Below are 16,625 nucleotides of genomic sequence, written 5' to 3'. Positions count from 1 at the left end.
ATAATATTTGGATTGTAGTGATTTTTAAGATTTAAATAAACTTTTTTTCTGCAAATCATCATAACCTTATCTAAAATGCATTAAGGAGAGAAAATAAGTAAATGTACTTATTATCTTTATTTGCACAATATCATTTTCAATAAACTTTCAGATTCTAACTTTAAAGGTAACACAGCGATAATATTTAAAAAATAATAAAAATTTACTAAAAAGTAATATCATGCTTATTTAATATATAGTAGTAATAATCATATAAATTTTGTCTTATTACAAATGGCTAAAAATAGTTTAAATCAGTAATACTCTTTATATAGAGTATTATTTTATAAAAGAATAACAGTGTGAAAGTAATAATAAAAAAGTAATACTCTAATCAAAGATAAAAATATAAAAATATAAAAATATAAAAATAGAATAAAAAAAGAAAAAAGAGAAAAATAATGATTATTATCTCATGTGCAGTGGAAAAGTTTTGGTCCAGGTTTTGCGCCCCGAAGGGGCGGAAAAGCTGGGTTAAAACGCACCACCACCTCCACCACCGGAACCGCCTCCGATTCCTCCTATGGAGTCATTGTTGGCAGCTGAAATGGTAGATGATGCAGTTGCAAATGAACTGTTTACATGATTGTATCCACCAAGGTAATAGAACATGAACAAGTCATTTGTTGTGTAATTCGGATTGTCCAATCCACCGTAAACATGGAGTTTCATAGCCTTATAGACCTCATCCGCTACACCAAGTGCAGTTGCATAGACCAAATACTGGTTCCATATTGCAATTGATTCAGGAGGATGCTCCTTTATCAATGAGTAATCCTTAAGGAACTTCTTGAACTTATCCCATCTTTCAGTGTAAAGCTTTCCTTTAAGAGTGTATTTTCCACCTATTCCAGATGGCATGATAAGGCAAGCAACACCGACTATTGCAAAGAAGATTGCAAATAGAGTGGTTATGAAGCTTCCTCTAAAGTGTATGAAAATGGATAATGCTCCAACGATAATTGACAATATAAGTGCTCCAATACCAAAGTACATCATATAATCGGAACCCTTTTGATCAAAGTATTCCTCGAATACCTCTTCAGGCAAATAGTCATTCTTGAAGTTTTGACACCAATTGTTGTATCTGTCTTGGTAAGAGCGAGCTTGGTTTTCCTCTCTAAGGCAATCCTGCATGTATGAGAAACTGATTCTTCCATTCAATTCATAGGTTCTCAAGATGTCAACCAATTCCCTTTCATACCTTTCAAGACCATCCATTGACTTTACGGTAAGGAAAGTGGTTTTAGTGAATTCAGTATCATCTTCAGAGTCCACTCCAAGTTTTCCCCTATTGATCAAATCCATTATTGTAGCTTGGAAAGCCTTTTGATCCAAATCACCGACATTCTTGCCGAATCCCCCCATAAGGGCATTTACAAATGCTGGGGGATCATTGGTTGGAGGCTCATGCTCATAGATTCCTTGATAGTCTGTTTTCGGTTCCCTTCCAAACTTATAATAGATTGCAAGTGGAATGGCACATAATGCTACAAGGAGATAATTGACAATGGAACCTACAGTGCTTAAGAGGGTCTGTGTATCAGCTTCACTTTTTTGCATGCTCCTTATTTCATCTCCAGCATTCTTATTTATGTGCTGTGCATAAGGAGTGCTGGATGATAATTCCTCCAATGGAATGAGAGCTCTTGCTTCAACATAGCTTCCTTCAGACACTCCATCACTGGAAATCAATAAATTGCCGTCAGACCATTTGGCTTTAGCATCACTGTATGCAGGGTTTATCCAATATTCAAGCTTTGTATCATCTGGGAAACGAATTACAGCATCCAATGCACCTAAATCCTCTTCCCATTCATCTCCCCAAACCTTGTATTGCAATTCAGCCACATCATTGTAGACCTTTACAACATGGGTGAAGTCATATTGGAGATATACCTTAACATCTGTTCCAGATGTAATCTTTTGGGTTTTAGCGGCATCACGGTAAAGATAGATCTTAATCCTTTCCATTCCGCCCTGATCAATTATCTGATAATCGTAATAAGCACCTTCTACATAAACGCGAAGATTCTCAACAGATTGGTTCCTCTTTAGGGGAATATCCCTGTAAACACCATTGGCAGATGAATCGAAATGATAATCAATCTCTTCATAGACATTGATGAGTCCATCCTCGTATACCTGTATATCCACATTGGCATATGGAATGGAATAGTCTACAGCAGATGCTGTAGGCAATATGGATAAGCAGAATATAAGGATTAAAAGAATGGCAAATGCCTTGGTTTTAAAATTCATAGATTTCTCCTATTAACACATGAGAGATACTCCATATGCTAATTCATACCAATATAGAGATTAGAATTCAACTTTAGGTACAGATCTTGCTTCTCCAGCAGCTTCAAAGAAGTCGGCTTCCTTGAATCCGAACATTCCTGCAAAGATATTGCTTGGGAATGTTTGGCACTTGTTATTGTACATCAATACAGTGTCGTTGTAGAACTGTCTGGAATAAGCTATCTTATCTTCAGTTTGTGCTAATTGAGCTTGCAATTCCTTGAAGTTTTCATTAGCCTTCAATTCAGGATAGTTTTCTGCAACAGCAAACAAGGTCTTTAAGGTGCTGGACAATTGATTGTTAGCTTCACTTATTTCCTTAACGCCATTTGCATTCATCAAACCTGCTCTTGCTGCAGTCACATCTTCAAATACTGAGCTTTCGTGAGCTGCATATCCTTTTACGGTTTCAACTAAATTAGGAATCAAATCTGCTCTTCTATTCAATTGAACATCAATTTGAGCCCATGCGTTCTTCACTTTGTTTCTTGCAGTTACAAGGCCATTGTAAATAGCCACAATAGCTACAAGAATAATGATTATTATAGCGATTAAAATTATTAATAAAAGATTCATAGTTTCACCTACGATAATTTGTTATATAATTATTACAATCATTTGATTTATATTTGAAAATCATTCAATTAATTGAAAAGATTTGGGTCCAATAAATCAAGATTATAATTACTATGAAAATATTTATTTTCATTTAAATATTTATTCTTTTGTATTTAAATTTAATGATAATTAATATTTCTTTAAAAAGTAAAGTATACTTGATTAAAAATTGATATAAAAAAAGGACAATTTATTAAACTATTTTTTAAGTGCAAAGAATGCTATTGGCAATGCAAGCAATGTAATGAATGATGATATGAAGTAAACGGGAGCATATCCGCTTGCAGCACTTACAAAAGATCCGAGCAATGCAGGGCCAAATCCCATAGTTCCATCACAGAATATGAAGAATGTGGATATTGCATATGGACGGCGATTTGCTGATGTGTCCCTTGTTACAATGGCTGTGCAAGCTGAATTCAATGTACCGAAACCAAGTGCAGCACAAACTGCACAAATGAAAACAGTTATGGCAGAAGGCATCCAAGCGATTAGAAAGAGCCCGATGGCTTGTGCAATGATTCCAGTGAAACAGACAATCTTATCACCATAATTATCCTGAATTCTCCCTGCAATAGGTCTTGAAGCGACAAGAACAATGGAATAGATTATAAAGAATAGTGAGAATGCACCTACCAAATCAACTTCAACAGCATACAATCTGTAAAATGACAATATGGAAACATATCCAAGGCTTGTAAGTCCTGTAAATAAGGAAACAGGTATAGCCGGAACTTCAAATATCTTATCTATAACCCCTCTGATTCTTCCTTTTTCTTCTAAAATAGCATTATTAGGAGTTTTATCTCTGTCCATGCTATTTTCAATCTCACTATTATGCTTAATTTCATATTTGCTTATATCCAAAAGAAGTATGCATAACAATCCAAGAAAAGCAAAGGCGGTTGCAAGAGAGAAAGAGCCAAAGGAACCCCAATTGTCATAGAAAAATCCTGAAATGTAAGGGCCTAGTCCAACAGCAATTGTAGTTCCAAGCATAAAGTATCCAAAAGCCTCTCCAAAGCGTTTCTTAGGCAATATTGCACTTGCTATAGTAACAATAGCATTTGCAGAAGCACCAAATCCAAGCCCATGAATGAATCTTACAATCAAAAGCAAGCTTACATTATTTGCAAAAAAGTAGAAAATGCATGCTAAAAAGTGAATGCTTAAGAAAATAATGGCTAATTTCTTCCAATCCCTTCTCTCAAGTGCATTTGCAGAGTAAATTCTTGAACAAAGTCCTCCAAAGATGTATATTCCAGATACAAGACCTGCTATGGTAGCGCTTGTTCCCATAGAAGTTGCATACTCAGTAACTGTAGACATCAATGCATACATTACAAGAGCTGAAAATAGCAATGCACCGAAGATTAAAAAGAAGTCTATGGTGAATATCTTATCCCCGTTTTGATTGGAAGTTTTTATAGCGTTCATTAAATATTATTTATATTTTTATTTATTTAAAACTTTTAATTATCTTTTAAAAAATTTTTAAATTAAAAATTAATTTCATAAAAATGCTTTATTTAATTATTTTTTAATTAAATAATTATAATATTATATTTAAAGTGTAAATTATACCTTAAATGAAAAATTAACATCGTATAGAAGATTAATTAAATATATAAACGAAAAATCATAATATTAACTTATGGATTATATTTATATTGATGAAAGCGGGGATCTAGGGGAAGATTCAAAGTATTTTATTATTTCTGCAATAATTTCATCCAATAAAACCGATTTAGAAAGGATAATCAATAAAATTAATAGAATATTTAAAAAACAACTACGTAATTCTAATGAAATTAAAGGAAATAATACGCCTAATTATATTATTAAAAAAATTTTAAAAAGACTTGAAAATATTGACTATGAAGCCGTGATAATAGTATTTAATAAAGAAAATAAAGATAAAATTAAATATTCAAATAATAATGAATTATATGATATAATTGCATCAGAATTGGCTAAAATGATTACTATTAAGCAAAAGACCAGCATTATAATCGATAAATCAAAAACTAAACATAGTGATATTAAACTTTTTGACAAGTATTTTATTGAAAACTTAAATAATAACTTAAATTTTCCTATTGAAATTTCTCATCTTTCATCAACTAATTCAAAAGGATTACAAATTATTGATATAATTTCATGGTCTTATTTTCAAAATTATGAAAAAAACAATGAAGAATTTATAAAATTAATTAAAAATAGTAATGTGAAAATTTTATTTGAAAGATAAAAATAAAAGAAAAGAAGAACCTATAGGGAATTTACTCGCCCCAATTGGGACAATCCCTAATAGGGATACGTTTACCTTTCAAATCTTATAAAATATTATTTGTACTTCATTACTTAAATATTTTATTTTCTATTAAATTAAAAAGACTAACTTTCATCTTCTCTTGGGCTTAATCTAGTTAAAATGATACTGAATGCTAAAACAGCCACCATAATGATTGAATCAACAATCAACTCGAATGCCGCTGCACTCATGAAAAGATCATACATACCGTAAATCCACATTGCAAAGAGAACAAAAGGCAATAGGTACTTGATTATGAATTTCCAGATTTTGCCTACTTTCAAGTGTCCATTCTCATTCAATACAGGAACCAAATCATCAAGCTTATAGAACCAAGCGAATATTACACATTGGACTCCAATCAATAGAAGGATACCGAATTGGTTTACAAATGAGTCAATGATTCCAACAAGATAACTGCTGATTCCAGTAGTCAAGAGGACTGAAAATGCACATCCAACTATTGAAAGAATAGCTGCAGTCTTTTTTCTGCCTAAATTAAACTTAGCGCTTGTAGAAGAGAGCATTGGTTCAAAGAATCCTAATGCAGAGGTTATTCCTGCAAATAAAATAGCCAAGAACAGCAATGGTGCTAAAATCCTACCGATTGGACCCATGATATTAAAGATCATTGGGAAAACAACAAATACAAGCCCAGTTCCTTCAGTAACCAATTTGGTCATTGCCATACCTGAATGGAGTGACATGTAACCAAGAATTGAGAATACACCAAATGCAGTGAATATCTCAAACAAGGAGTTTGAAGCAACTACAATAAGCACATTGTCTGTTAATTTTGAAGCCTTTGGCAAGTAGCTTGCATAAGTCAAAGCGATTGCCTGACCCATACTTAAAGAGAAAATAATTTGAGCAAATGCCGCTAGCCAAATATTGATATCCAAAAGCATTGACCATCTTGGCCTTAAAAGAGCATCAACACCTATCATATGTCCAGGCAATGTCAATGCATAAAAAACAATTATTCCCATTATGACAAATAAGGATGGAATCAAGACTTTTGAAACCTTACCGATACCTTTGTCAACATCCTTATGTGAAATGTACCATAAAACAATCCACATCAGGATTACACAAATGGTTGTAGGGACAAGCAAGAATCCTGCACTAGCCAAATCAGAGCTTCCACCTACAGTGGTTGTGAAGTAAGCTGCTGTATCAGCACCCCAACTGAATGTGAAACTGCTTAGAAGATATACCATATCCCAACTCAGGATAACCATATAATAAATTGTAACAATGAAAACAAAGAGAACAAGAGCCCAAGCTATATACTCGAACCGCTCATTGATATCCTTTAAAATCTTCGAAAAGGATTCCTTAAAACTGAATCCCACACCATATTCAAGTATTAAAAAAGGGATTCCCATAATTGCTATAGCAGTGAAATAAGGAATAAAGAATGATCCTCCACCGTTGGAATACAATACATAACTGAATCTCCAAATGTTTCCAAGACCAACGGCAGCTCCAATCATAGCAAATATAAATGATAGGGAACTATCCCACTCTAATTTTTCACTCATGTTATTAAATCCTAAAATCAATTATTAATATTTTTATAAATATAAATATAAAAACTTAACTTCATTATTTTAATAATTATCAAAAATAAGAAAAATTGATAAAATTTTTAGAAATAAAATTAAAAGAATAAAAAAAGTAAAAAAATAGATAAAAATTCTTAAAAATAGATAAAAAGAATAAAAGAAGTTAAAAAATAGATAAAAATTCTTAAAAATAGATAAAAAGAATAAAAGAAGTTAAAAAATAGATAAAAATTCTTAAAAATAGATAAAAAGAATAAAAAAAGTTAAAAAATAGATAAAAATTCTTAAAAATAGATAAAAAGAATAAAAAAAGTAAAAAAATAAAAAATGTAAGGTACTACCAACTGAGGATAGAATTTTGGTCCAGGTTTTCGCTCCGAAGGAGCGGAAAAGCTGGGATTAGTAGTTAGAAATAAGATGTGATATCCTATCAGTTGTAATGAGACCTTTTAAGTCATCTCCATCAACAACAGGCAAGCATGAAATATTGTATTTCTTCATCAATCTTGCGATATCCTCAATCTCATCTGTTGATTTACAGGTTCTGACATCCTTAGTCATTACTTCTCTCAATTCACTGCAATCCTCTACAATGGATTTGGACAAGTCCCATGCAGTAACGATTCCTGCTAAAGTCTTATCATCGTTTACAACAGGCAAATGAGTGATCTCATTGTCAAACATGATAATTGCAGCTTCCTTAACGGTTGAATCAATGCAAATTGTAGGAACTTCTGTTTTCATAACATCTCCAACATTATGCTCAGATAGGAAATTAGATAAAAGGAAGTTCATTTGACCGTTTTCAAGCAAGAATGCATCGTGACCATAGTCAGACTTGACTTCATTATAGATTACATCCACATCATTGGTTTGAAGTGCAGCCAAAAGGTCTTTAGACTGGTCTACAGGATATAACCAATCAGAATCTACAGCAATGACCTGTATCTTAGCCTCAACATCCTTTAAACCTTCAGCCAAGTTACCGTCTACTGCCAAATCAAAGTAATCAACTGCTTTTGTAATGTATAAATAGGAATTAGCATCAAAGCGTCTTACAAAAGTCTCACCTTGGTGGTGCAAGTAACTTTCAACCTCAAAATCAACAGTGAAGTCATAACTGAGTTCTGTCTTGTCCTGCAAGTCTCTTCCAAACTTCTGATACATTGAAGCATCACTGAGATATGTGATGTGTCCTATCATACGTGCCACTGCAAGACCTGATCTTGGAGCATATTCCTGATCATAGTAATTTCCCTTATTCCAGTTATTGTCTAGAATAATGGATTGCCTACCTACCTCATTAAAAGCGATTTGCTGAGGGGAAGACCTTGCAGTTGTAGCAATTATACTTGCCTTTTTCATCATATTAGGATAAGAGACAGTCCATTGCAAAGCCTGCATTCCACCCATAGAACCTCCAATAACTGCATATAATTTGTCTATGCCTAAATGTTCTATAAGCTTTTTCTGTGCATGAACCATATCTTCAATGGTGATTATTGGGAAGTCAAGCGCATATTTCTTTTCGGTTACAGGGTTGATTGATGCAGGACCGGTTGAACCTTTACATCCACCTAAAACATTTGAACAGATTACAAAGTATTTATCTGTATCTAATGCCTTTCCAGGACCAATAACCATCTCCCACCATCCTGGCTTCTCATTCTTGTTGCCAGTGTACTTACCTGCAGCATGTGCATCTCCAGTAAGTGCATGGCAGACTAAAATAGCATTTGATTTAGCGGAATTCAATTCACCATAAGTTTCATAAGCAAGTTCTACATTGCTAAGGGTCTTGCCAGAGCTTAACTTCAAATCCTCTTCAATAGAGAAGTATTTTGTTATAACTCTACCAACAGTATTTTGTTTCATTTTCAATTACCTTTAAAGTTTAAGAATACTGAATTTTAAATAATTCAGCATACTATTCAACAGCTAGCTAGTATTTATAAATTGAATAAATATTATTTCAGTTTTGTATAGTTAGTTCATAATAACTGAATATTTTCTTAAAGTATATAAGTATTATGCATTATTAATATATATTCTAATACTATTTATATTTACTTATAAATGTTTTATATAAAAAATAGCAAATATTAATATATATAACCCATATATAATCATTTAACAATAAAAATAAGGAATTATCTCATGACAAAAGAAAATCCAATTGAATTTGACAATACTGATTTATTGATTGAATTATATGAACTCTTGTTCAATGATGGAATTACCGTTGAAACAAGCAAGATAGTGTCTAAAATCATCATGGACCTAATTGATAATCATGAAATAGATGAGAATAAAGTCATAAATCACTTCAATGAAAAAAATCCGGAAAACATTAAATTCGATATAAAAGAAGATTTGAAAACAATCTATGAGATTTGTCTTGAGATATACGAGGAATAGTTTAACTATTTTAACAATCTATTCTTTAATAATCTTTTTTTAATAAACTATTCTTTAATAATCTATTTTTTAAAAAATATGTTCTTTAATAATCTATTTAACAAGTTATTTTTCTATTTTTAGCTTATCAATAGCTTTACATGCAGCCAATTGCTCTGCATCTTTTTTGCTTTTACCCACACCATGACCGTAATCAACGCCATCAATCAAGATCCTCATTACGAATGTCTTGTCATGTGGTGCACCATGCTCTTCAAGCAATTCATAGCTAACCTCTACACCTTCAGCATCTCCATACTCCTTGATAGTGGATTTGTAATCATAGAAGAATATGGTTTTTTTCTCAATATATGGGAAAACTGTTTTTTCCAGGAATTCCTTCGCCTTGTCTATTCCTTGATCAAGATAAATGGCTCCTAAAAAAGACTCAAAAACGTCGGCAGTTATTGAAATTACCTCATTGTCAGTGAGCGCATTGTCTTCCAGGTTCAATCTGATGCATTTATCCAAGTTATTTTCATGGGAATATACAATCAAAGCGTTCTGACAGACATAATTAGCTCGAAGCTTAGTCAATTTCCCTTCACTAAAACTAGGATGCATATTCTGGAGGAATTCTGAAGTGAGCATATTCAAAACGGAATCTCCAAGAAACTCAAGTCTTTCATAATCATAATCCAAGTCATGTTTGGCACTGTATGAAGAATGAGTAAATGCAATTACATATAAATCTTCGTTATTAGGTACAATATTAAACTTTTCCAATAATTTCATTTTAATTCACTCAATGATTAATTTATTTAATATAGTTTTAAAAATAGCGTTTAGTGAATTTAGATGAATTATTATAATAATTTAATATTACCCCATATATCATTCAATAAATTAATATTAAATTATCATAACAGCACTATCATTTATCTGCATAAAACTATACTTAACTAATTATTTGTTATCCTTAATATATAAATCTTAAACAATTGTTATGTAAGATTAACTATTTCTAAACAAAAATTAAACATATTTGTCAAAATATTAGTTTTCAAATGCTCTCGAATAATCCATTTATAAATAAACTAATATAATATAATCCAACAAGCATAAAACCTATTTTTAAATAATGTTAAATTGCTGAAAATCAGGTTTAAGTTTCGGCTTAAAGATTTAAATCAGAATTTAAAGAACATTAGCATTTTATGTTTTTTTTAAATAATATATTTTTAATCCCTTTTTAAACGAACAAGGCAAAATTATAGCTAATTTCAATATTAATATAATTTTTATCTTGGATTTTATTAAAATTAAAAGACATATTATAACAAAAAATCAATTAAAATAAAATAAAATAAAATAAATTTAATATTATGCTTTTGGAGAATGAATATGCTTCTTAATTGGTGTGAAGAGATAACAAATATAGACCCTTCAATAAACTTTAGAGCTATAGGCGGATGGGTAAAAACCGTCACAGGATTAGATAAAAGTGTGTTGAATGGATTTTCCCTTGTAGGGGAATTTGTTAAGGCAGGAGACTATAAAACCGAGTTTTCAGATGGATTATATCTTGACTGCAATAAGGAAGGAAAGAAATCCAATCCAAAACAAGACTTTAGATTGTTTAGACTTAAAAACGGCAAATTGACACTGATTGATCAAGTCTACAACGGCAAGAAAAACTGGGCTGTAGAGCTATGGGATAGTGTCAGTGAAGAGATAGATCCAAACTATCAAGAGAATGAAGTTGATAAGATAATGACCATTATCCTGGATAAGACTGGAAAAAATGTGAAATTGTTAAAAAAGCTTCAACTGGAGTTAGATCAGGTCATTGCTGATTTTCAATAATCATTAAAACTACTTTTTTTAAATAATTCTTAATCTAAAAACTCTTCTTTTAAAATATTTTAAAATTAATTTGATGTAAATCTACTTTTTTTATAAAAACTATTAGTTAGTTAAAAATACCTCAAATAAGCTAAATAGATTAAAAAATAAGATATGAAATACCTAAAATAGGCTAAAAAGATTAAAAAATATAATATAAAATACCTAAAATAGACTAAATGAAATAAAAATAATAAAAATAGTAAGTGGTTTTGAGATAATTAGCTTTAATAAAAAAGTTTTGATCAAACTTTTTTAAAAGTTTGATTGGATAATTCGCTTTTATTATCTCAAATAAATTTTATATGCTTAAAAACTTTGGCAAACCTATACTAATCTTTGACGAGTGGTAGGTTTTTTGTTTTGCCAACTGTATCTTCTTATTTTACTGGATTTACCGAATCCACAAGAAGCACAAACTTTCTTACGTACGTGGTATGAGTTTTTACCACATCTTCTACATCTAATATGGGTCTTTTTATTCTTTTTACCCATTGATGGAGTTCCTTTCACTTCTATCTCCTCCTAAATTAATAACAACAATAATCGTAAATTTTATCGAATTCCGTAGAATTCATAAATGGTCTATAAAACAGTCTTATTTGAAATAAGAACATAAAATAGATAATTAATTAAATTAATTCATAAAACAAACTAATTTAACTAATAAATAATAATTCAATAATCTTTATTGAGTAGAACAAAGAAAAACTAATAGAAAAAATAAGAAACTAAGTTTCTATGGAGAAATGTATACAATATTGTCTCCTCTAATGAGAACAGTACCTAATCTTCTCATTATTTCTCCTTTTTCTAATTCTTCAGCATCATTAAGTACTAAGTTCATGTGTAAGTCAAAACTTTTTAAGATACCTCTGAATTCTCTTTCTCCTTTGAGTTTAATCAAAACTGGAGAGTTTACTGCTTTTCCTAATGCGTCAAGTGGTCTTTGAACATTTTGTTGTCCGCTCATGATTATCACCTATACTATATTAAATATGTTCGTATAATATATAAACTTAACTATTTTTCCTATTCAAATAAGGAAAAAAAGCCTCTTTTTAAAACAAATATCAAGCTATAATATTTATTTTAAGATATTATACCAGTAGTTAAGGAATTTTTTAGAAAAAATAAAAGACAATATGTTTTAGACACAAAATCTCTATTATTAGAATTTTTCTAAAAATTAATAAATTAATAAGATCAACTATAAAATTAAAAAACCAAAATTATCTTAAAAATTATTAAAAATTATTAAATTCCAATAAGATTTGAAAATAATCAATAATAATATAGCTAAACCAAATTAATATTAATATAATATATATTTTAAATAGTATATAAAGGTTTTTACCTAAATAGCCCAAATAGTTAATATTTATCCCTATTTTCAAATGAAAATAAATAAAATTATTCAATATGGAAAAAAGAATAAAAAATAATTAGTAAATTAAGAAAAGAATAAGAAATAAGAAAATAAAAAAAGATTAGGATAATAAAAATATGAAATAATTGATAAAAAATTAGAAAAATTATAAAATATCCTTTATGTCAAGAACAGGAGTTCCATTAAGCATGTCAACTCCAGTGAACTTAATTACATTACCATCAATTTCTGTTATCCTTATTGTAGAGACTCCAATTGGATTTGGCCTATTAGGGGCATGAGTTGAAAACAATCCCTTTATTGGACCGTCTCCCCTAAATGGGACTCTTTGCTTAAATCCTTCTGACTTATGGAAATGGAATAATACCATATACTCCTCACCGACTTCCATGCTGGACATGCTTTCAAGATACTCTTCATTTATGATCATTTCAGCTTCCACATCACCTGACTCCCTAGTGGATTTAGGCATATTCTTCACATCTTCATATGGAGACTTGATGTATCCAATCGGCTTAAAAATAATTTCTTCATCCATATAATCAATCCTAAAAATAATTTACAATGTCTAATTTAAAAAATAAAAAAAAATAAAAAAGAATAGAAAACTAATTAAAAATCAATCAAAATCAGTATCCATAATGGGAATCCAATTGCTTTTCAACATCAAGCAATACAGAGTTAATTGCTAACTTCAAGAGTTCATTTCCATAAACTTCATCAACATAAACGCCGTTTTCTTCAATGTCCATTGCACCTTCTTCAATGTTAGGGTCATTTTTTCTTGCTTGGCCAAACATGTATAGGCCAACTTCACCATATTCGCTTAAATCAGTCTGATTCTTGACTTCATCCTCATTGATGATACCTAAAACCTTTGCCATGGACAATTCACCGGAACCTCCATGTGGCCCTTCAGATTCAATGATCTTGCTGTTTAATGTAATGAGAAGGCCTGTTTGCTCTTCAATATCATATAATTTAGTAACTATAGGCAAATTGCCACCATGACCATTTACAATCACTACACTGCTGATTCCCAAATGCTTCCTTGCTGATTTCAATACATTAACGATTTCATCTGTCAAGTCATCTAAGGAAACATGTATTCCATGATTGATCTCCTTTATCTCATGAGCAGGATAAATTACTCCCAAGAACTTGGCTCCGCTTTCCAAAGCAGCATGGAAAGCTATATATGAAGCTATCTTAGCATCTGTATCAATAGGAAGTGCAGGACCATGATTTTCAAGATGTGATCCAAGTGCAATTATTCCAATCTTATGAACATTTGGATTCTTAACATTTCCAGCGTTTACTCTCAATTCAACCATATTATCACTTAAATAAATAAAATTAACATTAATAGCTAAGGATTAACTCTTAAATAGTCAAATAGCTATAAAAATATTTTACACTTCCAAATTCCAAATTGCATCTCCAACATAATGAAGTGATTTGATAGCTTTTCCTTCAGAATTTTCAACCATTTCAGGACCAGTTATCAATGCGATTCCCATTGCTAAAGGCTTATTATGTGTTTCCTCAACAATGATTACAACATCATCTTCCACAATGGATTCGTCCGCATCAACAATACCAGGGCTCATTACATCTGCACCCTTGGTTACAAACCTTACTGCACCCATATCCACTACAACCACCTTGCTGTCCAATTCTATATTCAATGCAGCCTTAAGTGTAGGATATGGCTTGCCGTTAATCATAATGATGTAAGGCTCTCCATTGACTAGAATGAAATCATAATCCTCTGCTTCCAACATCTCAAGAGTGTCCTTGTTGTTGATGAAGGACCCGTAATCTCCAAGCTCTTCCTTAATGGCTTTCACTTTCTTTTTCTTTAGGAAATATCTTTTTTTTATTTTCAAAACCAGCACCTTAAAATTTTATAGTAGTTAATTTCATTAAAAAAATCTTATGATTATTTATGTACTTTATTTTAATAATATTTTACTAAAATTCAATAAAATCATTCAATGAAAAATACAAATTAACATAGTATAGTTTTTATATTTTGGAATACAATATAGTAATATTAAATTAATTTAGAAATAATCTTTAAATAAGTTAAAATGATTATTTAGAAGATTAAAGTGTTCTATTTTTCAATTTAATCAATTAATTTATTAAACAATTTTGTGATTTTTTATGAGTGATAAAAACGAATGGGGCAGTAATCTATCATTTGTTTTGGCAATGGTAGGTTCTGCTGTAGGACTTGGAAACATATGGAGATACCCATACGTTTTATACAGCAATGGTGGAGGAGCATTCTACATTCCATATATCGTTGCTATATTGCTGATGGGAGTTCCATTTTTAATCTTGGAATATGGTGTTGGATATAATTTCAAATCATCCTTTCCAAAGGCTATTCGTAAAATACATGCAAATTATGAATTTTTAGGATGGCTCTTGCCTATTTCCGTATTCATAATTATGATCTATTATTCATGTATACTTGGATGGGATGGAATATATGTAATTTTGAGTTTCTTTAAGGGATGGGGAGCAGACCCTAATACCTACTTTGCAACAACCTTGCTTCAATCTCAGGAAACCTTTAGCGGAATAACTAACTTCATTCCAATCATTGCTACAGCAATGCTTGCAAGTTGGGCAATTATATGGTACATTTCCCACAAGGACCTTGAGGAAGGGCTTGGAAAGGTAAGTAAAGTTCTTGTTCCTTTATTGTTTATAATCATGATTGTGATTGTAGCTTTCTCCTTAACCTTACCTGGTGCAATGATAGGATTGAATGAGCTCTTTTCACCTGATTGGAGCTTGCTCTTGGACTTTGACATATGGATGGCCGCATTCGGTCAGATAATCTTCTCATTAAGCCTTGGTATGAGTATTGCATTCACTTATGCAAGCTATACCGGAGAGGAAGGGGACTTGATTACAAACACATTATCCATTGCATTTGCAAATTGCGCATTTGAAAACTTCTGTGCATTAGGGGTTTTCTCAATCCTAGGATACATGTCACTTCAAAGCGGTACAGCAGTTGCAGACCTTGTAGCACAAGGTACAGGATTGGTATTCGTAGCTTATCCAACTGTTTTGAATGTATTAGGCCAATATGCAATCATCATTGGCCCTTTGTTCTTCTTGACAATTTACCTTGCAGGACTTACAAGTATCTTGTCCACTATCGAGCCATTGGCATTCAGTATTCAAAACAAGTTCACATGGTCCCGTAAGAAGACCATGACCGTCCTTTGTATAATAGGAGCTGCCTTATCCATGATGTATGCAACCTCCTACGGTGGAACACTCCTTGGATACGTTGATGCATATATCAATCAAATAGCTATTCTCTTCGGAGTATTATTGGAATGTAACCTATTTGCATGGACTTTCAATTGTGAAGAGCTTATTCCAACTTTAAATGCACGTAGTAAAACCATTAAATTAGGCAAATGGTGGATTTATATAGTTAAATATATTTTGCCATTAGTGATAGCAATTGTATGGATTGGTGGAGTATTGGACATTATAAATACCGGTTCAATGCATGAATTGATCGTATTTGGTGTTCTTACTGTCATATTGATTGCATTAACTGCAATATTCACCAAAATGCCTGCTACTAACGAAGACTGGGATAAGACTGAATATAGATTATAATTTATTTTAAATTATTTTCTATTTTCTTTTTTATTTTTTTAATAATTTTTTGAAAAATTAATCTTTTTTTTCTTTTTTTAGAAATAGCTGCATAATATAATCATTAAAAATCAGAAAAAAATAGTCAATTAATTAGAATGAATTTAGAATCCAATCCATAATAATGGATTAAGATTCAAATCATCCTTCAATACCTATATTGCAAGATAAATCCTGCAATACACCCTATAGATATTGAAAAAAACATATATTAAAAGTTTGGAATAAAAAGTTCAAACAGAACTTTTTAAACTCTAATAATGATTATGAAATAAATAATATTTAAAGGTTTTTAATGATTTAAGATTGTAGGAAGTGACATTGCAAAGAAAACGAAACTCATAACAACAGGGTTTGGTTGTTAAAAAACAAAAGTTTGCAATATTGTTTTTTCCTA

At 31.0% G+C, this 16,625-nt stretch carries 15 protein-coding genes; 4 read left to right on the top strand and 11 right to left on the bottom strand.

Annotation, left to right across the window (positions count from 1 at the left end; genetic code table 11):
• Positions 1–513: 513 nt before the first annotated feature.
• The 3 genes from QZU90_RS01105 to QZU90_RS01095 form a co-directional block, all read right to left on the bottom strand.
• Positions 514–2,301, bottom strand: a complete 1,788-nt coding sequence (locus QZU90_RS01105; protein WP_296854995.1) for a DUF2207 domain-containing protein — start codon at positions 2,299–2,301, stop codon at positions 514–516.
• A 60-nt stretch (positions 2,302–2,361) separates the two neighbouring features.
• Positions 2,362–2,916: a LemA family protein gene (locus tag QZU90_RS01100; RefSeq protein WP_296854993.1), complete on the bottom strand. Its 555-nt coding sequence runs from the start codon at positions 2,914–2,916 to the stop codon at positions 2,362–2,364.
• A gap of 240 nt (positions 2,917–3,156) precedes the next feature.
• A complete protein-coding gene (locus tag QZU90_RS01095) occupies positions 3,157–4,395 on the bottom strand; it encodes an MFS transporter (protein WP_296854992.1) in 1,239 nt (412 codons plus the stop codon).
• Between the two features lie 217 nt (positions 4,396–4,612).
• Between QZU90_RS01095 and QZU90_RS01090 the strand changes: the two genes are divergently transcribed.
• On the top strand, positions 4,613–5,209 hold the full coding sequence (locus QZU90_RS01090; RefSeq protein WP_296854990.1) for a DUF3800 domain-containing protein: 597 nt from the start codon (positions 4,613–4,615) through the stop codon (positions 5,207–5,209).
• Positions 5,210–5,355: 146 nt separating this feature from the next.
• Here the strand turns inward: QZU90_RS01090 and QZU90_RS01085 are convergent, their stop codons facing one another.
• Complete coding sequence (locus tag QZU90_RS01085) at positions 5,356–6,816, bottom strand: sodium-dependent transporter (protein WP_296854988.1); 1,461 nt, start codon at positions 6,814–6,816, stop codon at positions 5,356–5,358.
• Between the two features lie 423 nt (positions 6,817–7,239).
• Positions 7,240–8,715 carry a homoserine O-acetyltransferase gene (locus tag QZU90_RS01080; protein WP_296854986.1) on the bottom strand — a complete coding sequence of 492 codons (1,476 nt, stop codon included), beginning with the start codon at positions 8,713–8,715 and terminating at the stop codon, positions 7,240–7,242.
• 282 nt (positions 8,716–8,997) lie between these two features.
• Between QZU90_RS01080 and QZU90_RS01075 the strand changes: the two genes are divergently transcribed.
• Positions 8,998–9,258, top strand: coding sequence for a hypothetical protein (locus tag QZU90_RS01075; RefSeq protein WP_295605085.1), 261 nt, complete (start codon positions 8,998–9,000; stop codon positions 9,256–9,258).
• A gap of 105 nt (positions 9,259–9,363) precedes the next feature.
• Here the strand turns inward: QZU90_RS01075 and rnc are convergent, their stop codons facing one another.
• Positions 9,364–10,032, bottom strand: a complete 669-nt coding sequence (gene rnc / locus QZU90_RS01070; RefSeq protein WP_295605083.1) for a ribonuclease III — start codon at positions 10,030–10,032, stop codon at positions 9,364–9,366.
• 609 nt (positions 10,033–10,641) lie between these two features.
• On the opposite strand from rnc, the gene QZU90_RS01065 reads away from it, so the two are divergent.
• Positions 10,642–11,103, top strand: a complete 462-nt coding sequence (locus QZU90_RS01065) for a hypothetical protein (protein WP_295605081.1) — start codon at positions 10,642–10,644, stop codon at positions 11,101–11,103.
• A 366-nt stretch (positions 11,104–11,469) separates the two neighbouring features.
• Here the strand turns inward: QZU90_RS01065 and QZU90_RS01060 are convergent, their stop codons facing one another.
• The 5 genes from QZU90_RS01060 to QZU90_RS01040 form a co-directional block, all read right to left on the bottom strand.
• On the bottom strand, positions 11,470–11,655 hold the full coding sequence (locus QZU90_RS01060; protein ID WP_292775557.1) for a 50S ribosomal protein L37e: 186 nt from the start codon (positions 11,653–11,655) through the stop codon (positions 11,470–11,472).
• 226 nt (positions 11,656–11,881) lie between these two features.
• On the bottom strand, positions 11,882–12,115 hold the full coding sequence (locus QZU90_RS01055) for an LSm family protein (RefSeq protein ID WP_067146527.1): 234 nt from the start codon (positions 12,113–12,115) through the stop codon (positions 11,882–11,884).
• 562 nt (positions 12,116–12,677) lie between these two features.
• Positions 12,678–13,070 carry a tRNA (N6-threonylcarbamoyladenosine(37)-N6)-methyltransferase TrmO gene (gene tsaA / locus QZU90_RS01050; protein ID WP_295605076.1) on the bottom strand — a complete coding sequence of 131 codons (393 nt, stop codon included), beginning with the start codon at positions 13,068–13,070 and terminating at the stop codon, positions 12,678–12,680.
• A gap of 91 nt (positions 13,071–13,161) precedes the next feature.
• The gene (gene arfB / locus QZU90_RS01045) at positions 13,162–13,866 is read right to left on the bottom strand and encodes a 2-amino-5-formylamino-6-ribosylaminopyrimidin-4(3H)-one 5'-monophosphate deformylase (RefSeq protein WP_295605074.1); all 705 of its coding nucleotides are present in this window, start codon (positions 13,864–13,866) and stop codon (positions 13,162–13,164) included.
• Positions 13,867–13,944: 78 nt separating this feature from the next.
• A complete protein-coding gene (locus QZU90_RS01040; RefSeq protein WP_295605355.1) occupies positions 13,945–14,427 on the bottom strand; it encodes an RNA-binding protein in 483 nt (160 codons plus the stop codon).
• A 274-nt stretch (positions 14,428–14,701) separates the two neighbouring features.
• Between QZU90_RS01040 and QZU90_RS01035 the strand changes: the two genes are divergently transcribed.
• Entirely contained in the window at positions 14,702–16,189 is a 1,488-nt protein-coding gene (locus tag QZU90_RS01035; RefSeq protein ID WP_296854982.1) for a sodium-dependent transporter, read from the top strand.
• The last annotated feature ends 436 nt before the right edge of the window (positions 16,190–16,625 follow it).

Origin of the sequence: uncultured Methanobrevibacter sp., from assembly GCF_902784195.1 — an archaeon.
Lineage (GTDB): Archaea > Methanobacteriota > Methanobacteria > Methanobacteriales > Methanobacteriaceae > Methanobrevibacter.
The sequence above is the reverse complement of the archived record's forward strand: the minus strand, read 5'-3'. Positions and strand labels throughout refer to the sequence as shown.